The sequence below is a fragment of the Corallococcus sp. AB011P genome (assembly GCF_003611605.1).
GTDB classification, from domain to species: Bacteria; Myxococcota; Myxococcia; order Myxococcales; family Myxococcaceae; genus Corallococcus; species Corallococcus coralloides.
Window position 1 is genome coordinate 1 of sequence record NZ_RAVX01000006.1, and the last position, 14,586, is coordinate 14,586.

At 68.9% G+C, this 14,586-nt stretch carries 12 protein-coding genes and 1 rRNA gene; 10 read left to right on the forward strand and 3 right to left on the reverse strand.

Annotated elements, in window-relative coordinates:
- The 4 genes from rrf to D7X30_RS18140 all read left to right on the forward strand — a co-directional run.
- Positions 1-71: ribosomal RNA gene (rrf, locus tag D7X30_RS18125) — 5S ribosomal RNA — on the forward strand; the annotation flags it as partial.
- 368 nt (positions 72-439) lie between these two features.
- Positions 440-3,214, forward strand: coding sequence for a serine/threonine-protein kinase (locus D7X30_RS18130; RefSeq protein WP_120564205.1), 2,775 nt, complete (start codon positions 440-442; stop codon positions 3,212-3,214).
- Positions 3,215-3,330: 116 nt separating this feature from the next.
- Positions 3,331-4,701: a KamA family radical SAM protein gene (locus D7X30_RS18135; protein ID WP_120564486.1), complete on the forward strand. Its 1,371-nt coding sequence runs from the start codon at positions 3,331-3,333 to the stop codon at positions 4,699-4,701.
- Entirely contained in the window at positions 4,701-5,936 is a 1,236-nt protein-coding gene (locus D7X30_RS18140; protein ID WP_120564206.1) for a KamA family radical SAM protein, read from the forward strand. The genes D7X30_RS18135 and D7X30_RS18140 overlap by 1 nt, the downstream gene beginning before the upstream one ends.
- Before the next feature lie 30 nt (positions 5,937-5,966).
- Here the strand turns inward: D7X30_RS18140 and D7X30_RS18145 are convergent, their stop codons facing one another.
- From D7X30_RS18145 to D7X30_RS18155, 3 genes are all read right to left on the reverse strand, one after another.
- Complete coding sequence (locus tag D7X30_RS18145) at positions 5,967-6,542, reverse strand: hypothetical protein (protein WP_120564207.1); 576 nt, start codon at positions 6,540-6,542, stop codon at positions 5,967-5,969.
- A gap of 63 nt (positions 6,543-6,605) precedes the next feature.
- Entirely contained in the window at positions 6,606-6,941 is a 336-nt protein-coding gene (locus tag D7X30_RS18150; RefSeq protein ID WP_233591636.1) for a hypothetical protein, read from the reverse strand.
- A 38-nt stretch (positions 6,942-6,979) separates the two neighbouring features.
- A complete protein-coding gene (locus tag D7X30_RS18155; protein WP_120564209.1) occupies positions 6,980-7,528 on the reverse strand; it encodes a hypothetical protein in 549 nt (182 codons plus the stop codon).
- Between the two features lie 114 nt (positions 7,529-7,642).
- On the opposite strand from D7X30_RS18155, the gene D7X30_RS18160 reads away from it, so the two are divergent.
- From D7X30_RS18160 to secF, 6 genes are all read left to right on the forward strand, one after another.
- Positions 7,643-8,749 carry a SpoIID/LytB domain-containing protein gene (locus D7X30_RS18160; RefSeq protein ID WP_120564210.1) on the forward strand — a complete coding sequence of 369 codons (1,107 nt, stop codon included), beginning with the start codon at positions 7,643-7,645 and terminating at the stop codon, positions 8,747-8,749.
- Between the two features lie 51 nt (positions 8,750-8,800).
- Positions 8,801-9,889: a tRNA preQ1(34) S-adenosylmethionine ribosyltransferase-isomerase QueA gene (queA, locus tag D7X30_RS18165; protein WP_120564211.1), complete on the forward strand. Its 1,089-nt coding sequence runs from the start codon at positions 8,801-8,803 to the stop codon at positions 9,887-9,889.
- Between the two features lie 56 nt (positions 9,890-9,945).
- Complete coding sequence (gene tgt, locus D7X30_RS18170; protein ID WP_370039252.1) at positions 9,946-11,082, forward strand: tRNA guanosine(34) transglycosylase Tgt; 1,137 nt, start codon at positions 9,946-9,948, stop codon at positions 11,080-11,082.
- A gap of 151 nt (positions 11,083-11,233) precedes the next feature.
- Positions 11,234-11,587: a preprotein translocase subunit YajC gene (gene yajC / locus D7X30_RS18175; RefSeq protein ID WP_014395525.1), complete on the forward strand. Its 354-nt coding sequence runs from the start codon at positions 11,234-11,236 to the stop codon at positions 11,585-11,587.
- On the forward strand, positions 11,587-13,359 hold the full coding sequence (secD, locus tag D7X30_RS18180) for a protein translocase subunit SecD (RefSeq protein ID WP_120564213.1): 1,773 nt from the start codon (positions 11,587-11,589) through the stop codon (positions 13,357-13,359). Before yajC ends, secD begins: the two co-directional genes overlap by 1 nt.
- 30 nt (positions 13,360-13,389) lie before the next feature.
- A complete protein-coding gene (gene secF / locus D7X30_RS18185; RefSeq protein WP_120564214.1) occupies positions 13,390-14,556 on the forward strand; it encodes a protein translocase subunit SecF in 1,167 nt (388 codons plus the stop codon).
- Positions 14,557-14,586: the final 30 nt, after the last annotated feature.

A 14,586-nucleotide genomic window follows, 5' to 3' on the forward strand; every position in this document is an offset into this window, starting at 1 on the left:
CGGAAGTTAAGCCCTCCAGAGCCGATGGTACTCCGCGGGAAACCGCGTGGGAGAGTAGGTCGCTGCCGGATTCTTTTTGAAAGCCCCTGACGCCGAAAGGCGCCAGGGGCTTTGTCTTTGCGGGCTTGTGTCACGGGCCGCCGCACCTGGCTTGAGCGCTGATACGTGCTCGCCGGGGCTCCTGCTGCCTCCGCTCCTGGAGCGATTTCGCCCGGCGTGCGCGGAGTCCTGCGCTCGCGGTAGGCGATGCCGGGGCGACGCGGGAAGGCGGGTGGGTCAGTTTTGGGGTGAGAAGACGCCAAGCTCTCGGATTCGTTGGGGAATCGCGTCGTCGTGGATGTTTGACCGCCGTTCCCACTGGATCTAGAGTCACTGCTCCCCCCGGTTTGCGCACCGCCTGCCGCGGTCCGTACTCGCCGGCGCCGGGCAGCCCCGCGAGATGAAGAAGCCGACCTTCTTTGGGAAGTACCTGCTCCTCGAGCGCGTCAACGTCGGCGGTATGGCCGAGGTCTTCATCGCGAAGGCTTTTGGCGTCGAAGGCTTCGAGCGCATCCTGGCCATCAAGAAGATCCTTCCGACGATGGCGGAGGATGACGAGTTCATCACGATGTTCATCGACGAGGCGCGGATCAGCGTTCAGCTGAACCACGCCAACATCGTGCACATCCACGAGCTCGGGAAGCACGAGGACACGTACTTCATCGCCATGGAGTACGTGGCGGGCCGTGACGTCCGCACGCTCCTGGAACGCTATCGTCGCCGCAAGGAGATCATGCCCACCGCACAGGCGGTGTTCATCGTCTCCAAGATGTGTGAGGGCCTGGACTACGCGCACCGCAAGAAGGACGCGCGCGGCCAGGACCTGCACATCATCCACCGCGACGTGTCTCCGCAGAACATCCTCGTCTCGTACGAAGGCGAGGTGAAGATCATCGACTTTGGCATCGCCAAGGCCGCCAACCGTTCGCAGAAGACGCAGGCCGGCATCCTCAAGGGGAAGTTCGGCTACATGAGCCCGGAGCAGGTCCGGGGCATGCCCATCGACCGGCGCAGCGACATCTTCGCGGTCGGCGTGCTGCTCTACGAAATGCTCACGGGCGAGAAGCTCTTCGTGGGCGAGTCCGACTTCTCCACGCTGGAGAAGGTGCGCAACGCGGACATCCCGTTGCCGCGCGAGTTCAACCCGAACATCTCCGCGGGTCTGGAGAAGGTCGTCCTCAAGGCGCTCGCGCGCGAGCCCGAGGACCGCTACCAGTGGGCTTCGGACCTCCAGGAGGACCTGATGCGCTTCCTCCTCGCGGGGGACGCCATCTACTCGTCGAAGCACCTGTCCGGTTTCATGAAGGAGGCCTTCGCCGAGGACATGCTCCGCGAGGCGGAGAAGATGGAGCGCTACGCCTCCGTCGAGCGCCCGGATCAGATCGAGCACTCGGGTGTGACGCTACCTCCTCCGGTGGCAGCGCCCCCCCGTGCGACCGCGCAAAAGAGGTCGCCGGCGCCGTCGGCCACCGGTTCTCCCGTGGGCCGCGCCTCCACTGCGCCCGCACAGCCCGCGCCTGGCTACATCCCGCCGCCCAGCGCTGAAGAGCTGGCGGAGATGGACGGCGCCGCGGACAAGACGCAGATCGTCGACTCCACGCACACGTTCCGCGCCCCGGAGACGCGGATCGCGGACAGCAGCGTCGTTGTGGACGACAGCATCACCGGCCGCTCGGAGAATCCCATCGACCGGGCCGGGCACCACACGAGCGCCTCTCCCTACGCTCAGGACGAAGGAAGAGGCGGCAAGGGCAAGAGCGGCCCCAAGTCCCAGGTCATCATCGGGGACGAGGGCGGAGAGGCCTACGCGGGCGCGACCATGATTGGTCCGGCTCCGACGGCGCCGCCTTCGCGCTCCCGCGGTGGCTCGGCGGCCCCGGTGCTGGATCCCGAGGAAGAGGAGACCACGGGCAACATCACCCTCCCGGTGGGCTCCCGCCACAATGGCCTGCGCGCCCAGGCGGCCGAGGAGGACCCGGAAGGCGCCTACGACGACCAGGGCGACGAGTACGAGGGCGACGGTCAGGACGACTACGGCGACGAAGGGCAGGACGGCGAAGAGCCGCCCTACGACGACGAGGCCGACGGTCCGGCGACCATCCCCCAGAAGGCTTCCAAGATGGCGAAGCCGGCCCCGGCCGCCAAGGTCGAGAAGGCCAAGGCGCCCGCTGGACCGAAGAAGCCTCTGCCCAAGCCCGCCATCATCGGCATGGCCGCGGGCGCGGCCCTGCTCCTCCTGGTCGCGGTGATCTTCGTGGTCCGTGGTTCGTCCACGGGCTCCGTGAACTTCGTCGCGCCGGTGGGCGCCACCGTCCTCGTGGACGGTGAGCCCGTGAACGCCAACCAGGTCATCGAGCTGTCCGCGGGCATCCACAGCGTGACCGCCTCGGCGCCGGGCTATCAGCCCGTGACGCAGCAGATCGAGGTCACCGCGGGTCAGGCGGCGGCCCCCATCCTCCTCAGCCTGAGGTCGGATGCGCCGACTCCGAAGCCTCAGGAACCCAAGCCCCCGGAGCCTCCGCCCACGGCGCCGCCGGTGGTGGTGGACAACACGCCTCCGCCCACGACGCCGGAGACGCCCCCGGAGAAGCCCGTCGAGCCTCCCGCTCCGACGACGTTCACCGCCCTGTTCGAAGGACAGGAGGGCGCGGAGATCTCCGTCGACGGCAAGTCCCTGGGCAAGCTGCCCGGCGCGAAGCTCGGCGACCTGGAGATGGGCAAGAAGTACACGTTCACGGCGAAGCGCTCGGGCTTCAAGCCGTTCTCTGGCGACTTCACGTCTAGCGGGAACACCGAGGTTCGTGTCGCCGTGGACATGGTGGAGGAAGCACCGCCGCCCGAGCCGAAGCCGAAGCCCACGCCTCCAGAGCCGAAGCCCAAGCCCCCGCCCGTGGCCGTGGCACCGACCCCGAAGCCTCCTCCGGAGCCCAAGCCGAAGCCCGCTGCTGCCGCGATGGGCAAGTTCGCCTGCAGTACGTCGCCGGCGGGCGCTCAAATCTGGGTGGATGGGAAGAACACGGGTCGCGTGAGCCCCGTACCGCTGGGCAATCCGCTGCAGCTGCCGGTGGGCAAGCGGAAGGTCGTCTTCAAGCTCAATGGCAAGTCGACCAAGCCCCAGGTCGTGGTCATCGATACGGAGAACGTGGCCAAGCTCATCAACGTCCCGGTGAATTGAACGGACGCACTGCGCCATGGGGCATCTTGTGCCCCTGGCGATTGTTGAGCCGGGATGTCAGGGGGCAGGCTATGACGCCTCGCCCACGACGCTCCTTACGTTGAGGTGATGTGTTCATGAGCATGACGTCCACTCGAGGCAAGCCCGACGCTGGCCCCGCGCAGCAGCCTTTCACCTATCCCCTTCGCCAGGAGTTCGTGGAGCCCGACTGGCGGCGCATCCCGGGCTACAAGGACGTCACCGCGGCGGAGTGGGAGAGCTCGGTGTGGCAGCGCAAGCACACCGTGAAGAACCTGCGCGAGCTGCGGGCGACGCTCGGGGCGCTGCTGCCGGACGACCTGGCCGCGAGCATGGAGTTGGACCAGAAGGAGCGGGCGACGATGTCCATCCTCGTCCCGCCCCAGATGCTCAACACCATGAACCTGGAGGACCTGTGGAACGACCCGGTCCGCAAGTACATGTTGCCGGCGCTCGCCGACCGCCGCACGGACTGGCCGAACCACCCGCGCGCCAGCCGTGACAGCCTCCACGAGGCGGACATGTGGGTCGTCGAGGGTTTGACGCACCGCTATCCGACGAAGGTGCTGGCGGAGATGCTGCCCACGTGCCCGCAGTACTGCGGCCACTGCACGCGCATGGACCTGGTGGGCAACGACGTCCCGCAGGTGTCCAAGCACAAGTTCGCGACGGGGCAGAAGGAGCGCTACGAGCAGATGCTGGACTACCTGCGCCGCACGCCCACCGTGCGCGACGTGGTGGTGTCCGGCGGCGACATCGCGAACCTGCCCATCCAGGCGCTGGAGCCGTTCGTCAGCGCGCTGATGGACATCCCGAACATCCGCGACATCCGGCTGGCGTCCAAGGGCCTCATGGCGCTGCCGCAGCACTTCCTCCAGGACAGCGTCCTGGCCGGTCTGGACCGCCTGGCGAAGAAGGCCGTGGAGCGCGGCGTGGACCTGGCGCTGCACACGCACGTGAACCACGCGCAGCAGCTCACGCCGCTGGTGGGCAAGGCGGTGCGCAAGCTGCTCGACATGGGCTTCCGCGACGTGCGCAACCAGGGCGTGCTCTTGCGCGGCGTGAACGACAGCCCGAAGGCGCTGCTGGACCTGTGCTTCACGCTGCTCGACCACGCGAAGATCCTGCCGTACTACTTCTACATGTGCGACATGATCCCCAACAGCGAGCACTGGCGGCTGTCGGTGGCGCAGGCACAGAAGCTCCAGCACGATATCATGGGCTACATGCCGGGCTTCGCCACGCCGCGCATTGTCTGCGACGTGCCGTTCGTGGGGAAGCGGTGGATCCACCAGGTGGCGGAGTACGACCGCGAGCGCGGCATCTCCTACTGGACCAAGAACTACCGCACGAGCGTGGAAGCGAACGACGCCGACGCCCTTGATCGGAAGTACGAGTACTACGATCCCATCGACACGCTGCCGGAGTCCGGCCAGGCGTGGTGGCAGGATCAGCCCAAGGCGGCGTGATGGATTCCTCCGCGGGCGCCACGGCGCCCCTGTCGTCCCCCCGTCCCTCGCTCAGTGCCGAGGGGCGGGCCCGGTTGTTTCCCTCCGCGACCGACGCGGAGTGGACGGACTGGCGCTGGCAGCAGCGTCACTCGGTGCGGAACCTGGAGCAGCTGGAGCGCTACGTGCGCCTGACCCCGGAGGAGCGCGCTGGGGTGCAGGAGACGTCCTCGCTGTTCCGGATGGGCATCAGCCCCTACTACCTGTCTCTCATCGACCCGGAGCACGCGTTGTGTCCGGTGCGCATGCAGTCCATTCCGGTGCGCGCGGAGGCCCGGGTGCGGCCCGGCGAGCTGGAGGATCCGCTCGGCGAGGACAAGACGCGCCCCGAGGAGTGCATCGTCCACAAGTATCCGGACCGGGTGCTGTTCCTGGCCCTGGATACGTGCTCGGTCTACTGCCGCCACTGCACGCGGCGGCGCATCACCAAGGGCGGTGAGGCGGAGCTCACCAAGGACCAGATGCGCCGGGGCATCGACTACGTGCGCAACCACCCCGAGGTGCGCGACGTGCTCATCTCCGGCGGAGACCCGTTCCTGCTGAGCGAGGAGCGGCTGGAGTCGCTGCTCGCGCCGCTGAGCGAGATTCCGCACGTGGAGATGATCCGCATCGGGACGCGGGTGCCGGTGGTGCTGCCCATGCGCGTCACGGACTCGCTGGCGCGCCTGCTGCGCCGCTACGCGCCCGTCTACGTCATCACCCACTTCAACCACCCCAAGGAAGTGACGCCGGAAGCGCGTGAGGCGTGCGAGCGGCTGGTGGACCATGGCGTGCCGGTGGAGAACCAGGCGGTGCTGATGCGGCAGCTCAACTCGGATGCGCGCATCATCAAGGAGCTGTCGCACGTGCTTCTGCGCAGCCGCGTGCGCCCGTACTACCTGCACCAGATGGACGTCGCGGAGGGCTGCGAGCACCTGCGCACGCCCATCGCCAAGGGGCTGGAGATCCTCCAGCAGCTTCGCGGACACACCAGCGGGCTCGCGGTGCCGCACCTCGCGGTGGACCTGCCGGGTGGGGGAGGGAAGGTCACCCTCCAGCCCGACTACGTCATCGATCGCGGCGAGCGGGAGACCCTGTTCCGCAACTACAAGGGGCAGACGTACGCGTACCCGGAGCCGGAGGAGACCGACTGCTCCTGCCCGTACGACGACGTGTGGCAGGCGCGGTCGCGGGAGTGGGGCTTCCGAGGTCGCTGACGGCCCCGGAGGATGCCGGGCGCCGTGGGGCTACTTGCGGCGCTTGGAGGACTTCCGGCTCATGCCCTTCGTCGTGCCGGCGGTGTCGCCAATCTCCACGGTTGGCGCACCCGCTGAGCTGTCCAGGCTGCCGTCGACGTCGACGGAGGGCTCCGCGCCGTCCGCGGACTCCAGCTCCACGGGGTCCGAGTCGCTGAAGCCCTGCTGGATGTGGACCTCGCCGTCGCCCTTGCGCTTCTTCGCCTCGGCTTCCTTCTCTGCCTTGGCCTTGTCGTCGAGCCGCTTGGCCTCGTTGGCGACGCGCTGGTTGTCCTCGGGCGTCATCCGGGCCGTGAAGGTGGCGAACTCCTTCGCGGAGACGCCGTGCTTCTCCATGACCTTGGCGCCTTCCTTCTGCTGGGCGCGGATGGACTGGCCTCGCTCGGCGTTGCTCATCTCCGACGGCTTCCGGTTGCCGAACTCCTCGTTCACCTTCGCTTGAGCCGCGGCCTCATCGCGCTGGATGGCCGCCACCTTCTCCGGCGTCAGGCCTTCCTCCTCCGCGAGGGCAGGGGTCGCCAGCAGGAGCGACGAGGCAGCGAGCATCAACGAGAGACGGGTGGTCATGGGGAGGCTCCTCAATCCGACCCATCATAGGCACGGAGTCAGAGCCAGCGCATGGCCGCTTCTTCAGGGCGACTGACACCGCGTGCAGCCGTCGTTCGCGCCCGCGCACTGCTCGCGGGCCCTGGCGCATCGCGGCGGGAGGTCGTCCCGGTCCGCCTGCTGCTCCACGAGGCCGCAGAGCTGTTCCGCCGTGGCGCACGTCCGCGTGGAGACGTCGCACTGCTCGGCGCAGGTCAGGTCGTCACCCTGCTCGCGGGCGCGGAGCTCGTCGAGGCGGGCCTCGATGCCGTCGATGGCCGCGTCGTCGTCCCCGGCCACCCGCGTGTCCACGTGCTTCGCGCAGCCTGCCAGCGCGATTGCCGCGATGAGGAGGGCCAGCCATGACCGGGTCGCTCGCATGGTCCCACCCATACGCGCCCGCTCGTGGCCGCGTCCAGTCAGCGGCGTTCGGGGGAGCGCATGCGGCGCTCGGGGCGGGGCTCCGGTTCCGGGGGACGGCTCCAGTAGAGCCAGGCCGTCAGGGCCAGGAGCGCGGCCACGGCCAGTCTCCGCAGCCATTCCTCCCGCGCCCGTCTGGGTGAGTCCGCGTCGGCCTGGGCGGCCTTGTCCAGCGCGGCTTCCACTTCGGGCCCCAGTGCATGCATCCGCCGGCACAGCCAGGCCACGGGCGCGAGCGGCACCGGCACGGGCGCGGTGTCCTTCTCCACTGCCATGGCCAGCATCCGCTCCCAGGCGGTGGCTTCCTCCGGGCTCTCCGGGGACCTCGCGGGCTGGCCCAGTTGATGGGCCAGGGCCACCGCCGAACGGAGCAGCAGCACCGAGAAGGCGTCGCTCGAAATCCCGTACCAGGTCGCGCACTCTCCCTGGGGGCGGCGCTCCACGAGCCGGCGGACCAGCACGGCGGCCGTGCGGGGCTCCAGCGCGCGGAGGGCCTCGGAGAGGGCCTTGGGGGACAGGCGGGCGACGTCGGGGACGGAGGCAGTCACTGGACTCCATTCTGCGGCATCCGCCTGGGGTTTTCGCGGGCTCCTACCAGGGACAGGTCCTGGCTTCCGGCCGATTTCTTGAGGCGGATCGCTCCGCCCCTAGACTGTTGGACCATGTTGCAACGTGTGGCACTACTGCTGCTCCTGCTCGCGTCGTCGCGGGCGTTCGCCGTGGAGACGATGCGCATTGCCATGGACGACCCCGGCGACGAGGTCCGCGTGAGCGGCCGGGGCCTGGGCTTCGGCCCCGATGCCGAGGACGGCACCTTTGTCGCCATCACGGCGGGACAGGCCACCGTGCGCCGCCGCAACGGCAAGCTGGAGGTCAACGGGGCTCCGTTCATCGGGGACGCCATCCGCTTCCGTGGCGGACTGGAGGCCACCGACGCGGGCGGCCCCGGCAACGAACCCCTGAAGGCGGGCAGCGCGCAGGTTCGCGGCGACGTCGTCGTGCGCCTCTTCAAGAACAGCCTCCAGCTCATCAACGTCATCCCCCTGGAGGACTACCTCGCGGCGGTGCTCGGCAGCGAGATGCCCGTGTCCTTCCCCCTGGAGGCCCTCAAGGCCCAGGCCGTGGCCGCGCGGACGTACGCGCTGCAGAAGAAGCTGGACGCGTATGGCGCCGCCTTCCACATGGGCAGCAGCGTGCTCCACCAGGTGTACGGCGGCGTCAACCGCGAGGACGCCAAGACGCGCGCCGCCGTGGAGGCCACCCGGGGCGAGGTGCTCACATACGACCTGGCCCCCATCGAGGCGTACTTCCATGCCTCCTGCGGCGGGCGCACCGAGTCCGGTCAGGACGCACTCCAGCGGAACCTGCCGTACCTGCAGCCCGTTGACTGCCCCTGCGGCAAGCTGCCCGCCAGCCGCTGGACCGCGACCCTCTCCGAGGCGGAGCTGCGCGGCGCGCTGAAGGCCCCTCCGGGCGGCATGCGCGTCACCGGCCGCACGCCCACGCACCGGGTGACCCGCGTGACGCTGGCGGAGGGCACCGTGGTGGACGGCGTGCAGTTCCGCCGCAAGCTGGGCTACACGCGCCTCAAGAGCCTGGACTTCGACGTGGAAGCCTCCGGCAAGAACTACGTGTTCACCGGACGTGGCTTCGGCCACGGGGCGGGGCTGTGCCAGTGGGGCGCCAAGGCCCTCGCCGACCAGGGCAAGCCGTACCGGGAAATCCTTTCCCACTACTACCCGGGCGCCGAGTTCCAGCAGCTCTACTGACGCCCTCGCCGGTTCCGTGAGGGCGCGGGGGCTGCTACAAGCGCCAACCCCGTGTCGTCCCTCCTCTCCGACTACGATTTCGAGCTCCCCGAGGCGCAGATCGCCCAGGCCCCGCTGCCCAACAGGGACGCGTCGCGCCTGATGGTCGTCAGCCGCGCCACCGGCGCCTGGAGCCACCAGCACTTCACCGGCCTCGCGGACCTGCTGCGTGAAGGCGACCTGCTCGTCCTCAACGACGCGCGCGTCATCCCCGCGCGCCTGTTGGGCCAGAAGAGCGGCACAGGCGGCCGCGTGGAGCTGCTGGTCGTCCGCCCCGCCGCCACGGCCACGCTCACCTCCGCCGCGCTCGGGGGCGCGCCTGAATCGCTCGAGTGGGTCTGCCTGGGCCAGGCGTCCAAGGGGCTCAAGCCCGGCCAGTCCGTCACCTTCGCCGGGGGCCTGTCCGCCGAAGTCCTGGAGGCCCTGGGGGGAGGGGAGTACCGGGTGCGCTTCCACGCGGCGCCGGGCGCCTCGCTCGCCAGCCTCCTGGACGCGGCGGGCCGGCTGCCCCTGCCTCCGTACATCACCCGCGAGCCCGAGGCCGCGGACGCCGAGCGCTACCAGACCGTGTACGCCCGCGCGTCCGGCGCCGTGGCCGCGCCCACCGCCGGCCTGCACTTCACCGAGGACGTCTTCGCGAAGCTCGCGGCGAAGGGCGTGCAGCGCGCGGAGGTGACGCTCGACGTGGGGCCCGGCACCTTCCTCCCTGTGCGTGAGGAGGTGCTGGACAAGCACCACATGCACCCGGAGCGCTTCACCGTGCCGGAGGCCACCGCCGCCGCCGTGAACGCCGCGAAGGCGGAGGGGCGCCGCGTGGTCGCCGTGGGCACCACCGTGGTGCGCACGCTGGAGTCCGCCACCGACCCCGACACGGGCCGGCTGCGCAGTGGCCCGGGCGAGACGGCGATGTTCATCCGGCCCGGCTATGTCTTCCGCCAGGTGGACGTGCTCCTCACGAACTTCCACCTGCCGCGCTCCACGCTGGTGATGCTGGTGAGCGCGCTCCTGGGCCGCGAGCGCACGCTCGCCGCGTACCAGGAGGCCGTGCGCGCGGGCTACCGGTTCTTCAGTTACGGCGATGCCATGTTGGTGAAGGAGTGAGTGCCGTGGTCGACGAGCAGCGCAAGGAGAAGGGCGATACCCGCGTGCCCCCGGGGCTGGTGCGCTTCGAGCTGTTGCACGAGGACGCCAGCGGCACCAAGGCGCGCCGCGGCCGGCTGAACACGCCGCATGGCCCCATCGAGACGCCCATCTTCATGCCCGTGGGCACCGTGGGCAGCGTCAAGGGCGTGGGTCCGGACGACCTGAAGACCCTGGATGCGCAGATCATCCTGGGCAACACCTACCACCTGATGCTGCGCCCCACGGACGCGCTCGTCGGGGAGATGGGCGGCCTGCACCGCTTCATCTCCTGGGACCGGCCCATGCTCACCGACAGCGGCGGCTTCCAGGTGTTCAGCCTGTCGGAGAAGCGGAAGATCACCGAGGAGGGCGCCGCCTTCCAGTCGCACCTGGACGGCTCCCGGCACTTCCTGACGCCGGAGCGCTCCATCGAAATCCAGGAGACGCTGGGCGCGGACGTCATCATGGCGTTCGACGAGTGCCCTCCGTCCACCGAGGACCGCGCCTACCTGGAGAAGTCCCTGGCTCGCACCACGCGCTGGCTGCACCGATGCGTGAAGGCGTGGGGCCGCGAGCGCTCGTCGCTGTTCGGCATCGTACAGGGCGGCCTCCATGACGACCTGCGCAAGCGCCACGCGGAGGAGGTGTGCGCGGTGGACCTGCCCGGCTACGCGCTGGGCGGCTACTCCGTGGGCGAGGCGCCGGAAGCCATGCACGCGGGCGTGGCCTACTCGGCGCCGCTCTTGCCCCGGGACAAGCCGCGCTACCTGATGGGCGTGGGCACGCCGCTGGACCTGGTGACGTGCGTGGAGCACGGCGTGGACATGTTCGACTGCGTGCTGCCCACACGGTGCGCTCGCAACGGCCTGCTCTTCACCTCGGAGGGCAAGCTGGTCATCCGCAACGCGGCCTACGCCAAGGACCCCCGTCCGGTGGACCCGGCGTGCTCCTGCTACACCTGCCGCACGTTCAGCCGGTCCTACCTGCGGCACCTGTTCGCGGCGGGAGAAATCCTGGCGATGCGGCTCAACACGCTGCACAACCTCCACTACTTCCTGGACCTGATGGCCCAGGTGCGCCGGGCCATCGCGGAGGACCGCTTCGCCGCGTTCGCCCGGGACTTCCGGGCCAAGGCCGTGGCGCAGGAGGCCGAACGCAAAAGCGGTCGGTGAGCGGGCAACGGGTTTGCCGTGCTTCCGGCGTTCACTTGCTCACATGGGGCGCCCTTGCTAAGAGGCCACCCTTTCGGATGTTTTGACCCCACCCGTACGCCGGGTCGGGGCCGCGTTTCCGAGTCCTTCCTTCCAAACGACGAGGCAGTACGTGGCTGACAGTTTCCTGATTCTCGCGCAGGCCGGGGCCGGTGGTTCTCCCCTGGGGACCTTCGGCTTCCTCGCCGTTCTGGTGGCCATCATGTACTTCGTGATGATCCGTCCCCAGCAGAAGCAGCTCAAGGAGCACCGCAATCTGCTCGCGGGGCTGAAGAAGGGGGATGACGTCGTGACGTCCGGCGGCATCCTCGGACGCATCCACCAGGTGGACGACTCCACCGTGACGCTGGAGATCGCCAGCGGAGTGCGCGTGCGCGTGCTCAAGACGGCTGTCAGTGCGAAGGGAACCGTTCCGGTGGCGGGCGCCCCGGCGGCTGCCCCCGCTGAGAAGAAGGAGGAGAAGTAATGGACCGCGGCTGGTGGTGGAAGTTCGGAATGATCGTCGCGGTGACGCTGGGGACGATCTGGTTCCTCGTCCCGACGTACTACTCGCTGGTGGTCCTGGACCGCAACGAGCGCAACAACATCGCCGTGCTGGAGCAGCGGCTGCCCGCGTGGGCGCCCCCCGCCAAGTACCGCCTCAACCTGGGGCTGGACCTGCAGGGCGGCATCCACATGGTGATGCGGGTGGACACCAAGACGGCCCTGCAGAAGCGCACCGAGCGCCGCGGGACGCAGATCGCCACCTACGTCAACGACAAGAAGCTGGGTGAGGTGACGGCGGACACGGACCCGGAGCGGCTGCAGCTGGTGCTGACCGCGAAGGACCCGGCGACCATGGACGCCATCCAGAAGGAGGTCCTGGCCACCTTCACCGACTTCACCGTGGAGTCCCGCAACGGCGGCACGCTGGTGCTCAAGCCGGACGAGGGCCAGGTGAACCGCTTCCGCGACGAGGCCGTGGACCAGGCGATGCTCGTCATCCGCCGCCGCATCGACAAGTGGGGCGTGGCGGAAGTGGACGTGCGCAAGCTGGGCACGGACTCCATCCAGATCTCGCTGCCCGGCCGCAGCAACCCGGAGCAGGCCAAGGAGCTGGTGGGCACCACCGCGCAGCTGGAGTTCCGGATGGTGGACGACACCAACCCGCAGGTGTTCGCGCAGATGTACCAGCAGCACCCGCCCCCGGCGGAGAGCAACATCACCCTGGTGGAGGACGAGGGCTTCCCGCAGCTGTCCTCGCCCAACCGCGAGGCGCTGCTGGCGTACGCGAAGGACAAGACGCCGGAAGGCCGCGACGTCGTCACCGAGTGCGTGGCGAGCCCGGTGAAGAAGAACGACTGCATCGCGTACCGCAGCTACCTGCTGGACAAGAACGTTCCGCTCACGGGTGAGAGCCTGGCGGGCGCGGACGCGTCCGTCAGCCAGATGAACGAGCCGGAGGTGAACATCGCGTTCGACCCGGCCGGTTCGCGCGAGTTCGAGAAGCTGACCGAGGCCGCCGTGGGCCGCCGGATGGCCATCGTGCTGGACGACAACGTGCACACCGCGCCGCGCATCAACGAGAAGATCGGCGGCGGCCGCGCGCGCATCACCATGGGCCGCGCCAGCGGGCGCAGCTTCGAGGAGTGGCTGGGCGAGGCGCAGACGCTGGCGCTGGTGCTCAAGGCCGGCGCGCTGCCCGCGCCGGTGACGGTGGGCGAAATCCGTCAGGTGGGCGCGACGCTGGGTGACGAGCTCATCAAGAAGGGCAGCCTGGCCGCGCTGGTGGGCCTGGCGCTGGTCGTCGTCTTCATGGCGGTCTACTACCGCAAGTCCGGCCTCATCGCGGACGTGGCGCTCCTGCTCAACGGCCTGCTCATCCTGGCAGGGCTCGCGTTCTTCAACGCCACGCTGACCTTGCCGGGCATCGCGGGCTTCGTGCTCACGCTGGGCATCGCGGTGGACGCGAACGTGCTCATCAACGAGCGCATCCGTGAGGAGCTGTCCCACGGCAAGTCCGCGCGCGCGGCGGTGGACCAGGGCTACGACCGCGCCTTCTGGACCATCTTCGACGCGCACGTGACGACGCTCATCGCGGGCTTCATCCTGTTCTTCACGGGAACGGGTCCGGTCCGCGGCTTCGCCACCACGCTCATCGTGGGCCTGCTGGCGTCGCTGTTCACGTCCATCGTCGTGACGCGCGTCATCACGACCTACTTCGTCCACGGCCGCAACGCGCAGTCGGTGTCCGTCTAACGGGCCTCCAGCGCCTTCGGGAAATCCGCCATGCAGATTCTCAAGCACAAGACGAACATCGACTTCATCAGCAAGCGCAAGCCGGCGCTCTTCATCTCCACCCTCATCAACCTGGCCATCATCGTCGGCATCGCCGCGGTGGGGTTCAACTTCGGCGTGGACTTCGCCGGCGGCACGGTGGTGGAGCTGAAGTACAACACACCCACCACGGCCCAGCAGGTCCGTGAGAAGGCCCAGGCCGGCGGTCTGCACGACGTCAGCGTCCAGGGCGTGGGCGCGGCCGAGGAGAACTCCTTCCTCCTGCGCATGGGCGGCGTCACGCAGCTCACGGAGGAGAACGCCGAGCACGCGAAGACGGCCATCCAGGGCCTGGGCGAGACGCGCAGCGTCTACGCCGACATGGCCAACGGCATCGTGAACTTCCGCTCCGCGCAGCCCATGTCCGCGGACGCGGTGAAGAAGGCCGTCGAGGCGGCGGGCATCGGCGTGCAGGAGGTGCGTGACCTGGGCGCGAACCAGGGCGGCAACGGCTACGACTACCAGGTCGTCGCGAGCGGCATGGCGGACAAGGTGTTCGCCGCGCTGAGCGCGGGCTCCGACAAGCCCGACTTCGAGCAGCGCCGCGTGGACTACGTGGGGCCGCAGGTGGGCAAGCAGCTGCGCAACCGCGGCATCATGGCGCTGGTGTACTCGATGGTCGCCATCCTCATCTACGTGGCGTTCCGCTTCGACTTCAAGTTCGGCCCGGGCGCGCTGCTCGCCATGCTCCACGACGTCATCATGGTGGCGGGCTACTACCTGGTGAGCCAGCGCGAGTTCAACCTCACGTCCATCGCCGCGCTGCTCACCATCGTGGGCTACTCGGTGAACGACACCATCGTCATCTACGACCGCATCCGCGAGGACATGGTGAAGTACAAGGGCAAGCCGCTGCCGGAGATCATCAACATCGCCGTCAACGACACGCTGGGCCGCACCATCCTCACCTCCGGCGTGACGGCGCTGTCACTCATCGGTCTGCTCATCTTCGGCGTGGGCGAAATCTTCGACTTCGCCATGGCGATGCTGGTGGGCATCCTCGTGGGCACGTACTCGTCCGTGTACATCGCCAGCCCGCTGGTCATCTGGCTGGACGAGCGCGCGCACGCCCGCGAGGGTCACGGCGGCGGCGCCAAGCAGGAGCCGAAGACGGCCTGAGTTGTTGGCTGGCCTTGAAGTGACGAGGGC

Bases quoted from the DNA above. Each gene is read 5' to 3' on its own strand.
- D7X30_RS18130 (WP_120564205.1), top strand. From the start codon at position 440: ATGAAGAAGCCGACCTTCTTTGGGAAGTACCTGCTCCTCGAGCGCGTC.
- D7X30_RS18135 (WP_120564486.1), top strand. From the start codon at position 3,331: ATGAGCATGACGTCCACTCGAGGCAAGCCCGACGCTGGCCCCGCGCAG.
- D7X30_RS18140 (WP_120564206.1), top strand. From the start codon at position 4,701: ATGGATTCCTCCGCGGGCGCCACGGCGCCCCTGTCGTCCCCCCGTCCC.
- D7X30_RS18145 (WP_120564207.1), bottom strand. From the start codon at position 6,542: ATGACCACCCGTCTCTCGTTGATGCTCGCTGCCTCGTCGCTCCTGCTG.
- D7X30_RS18150 (WP_233591636.1), bottom strand. From the start codon at position 6,941: ATGCGAGCGACCCGGTCATGGCTGGCCCTCCTCATCGCGGCAATCGCG.
- D7X30_RS18160 (WP_120564210.1), top strand. From the start codon at position 7,643: ATGTTGCAACGTGTGGCACTACTGCTGCTCCTGCTCGCGTCGTCGCGG.
- secD (WP_120564213.1), top strand. From the start codon at position 11,587: ATGGACCGCGGCTGGTGGTGGAAGTTCGGAATGATCGTCGCGGTGACG.
- secF (WP_120564214.1), top strand. From the start codon at position 13,390: ATGCAGATTCTCAAGCACAAGACGAACATCGACTTCATCAGCAAGCGC.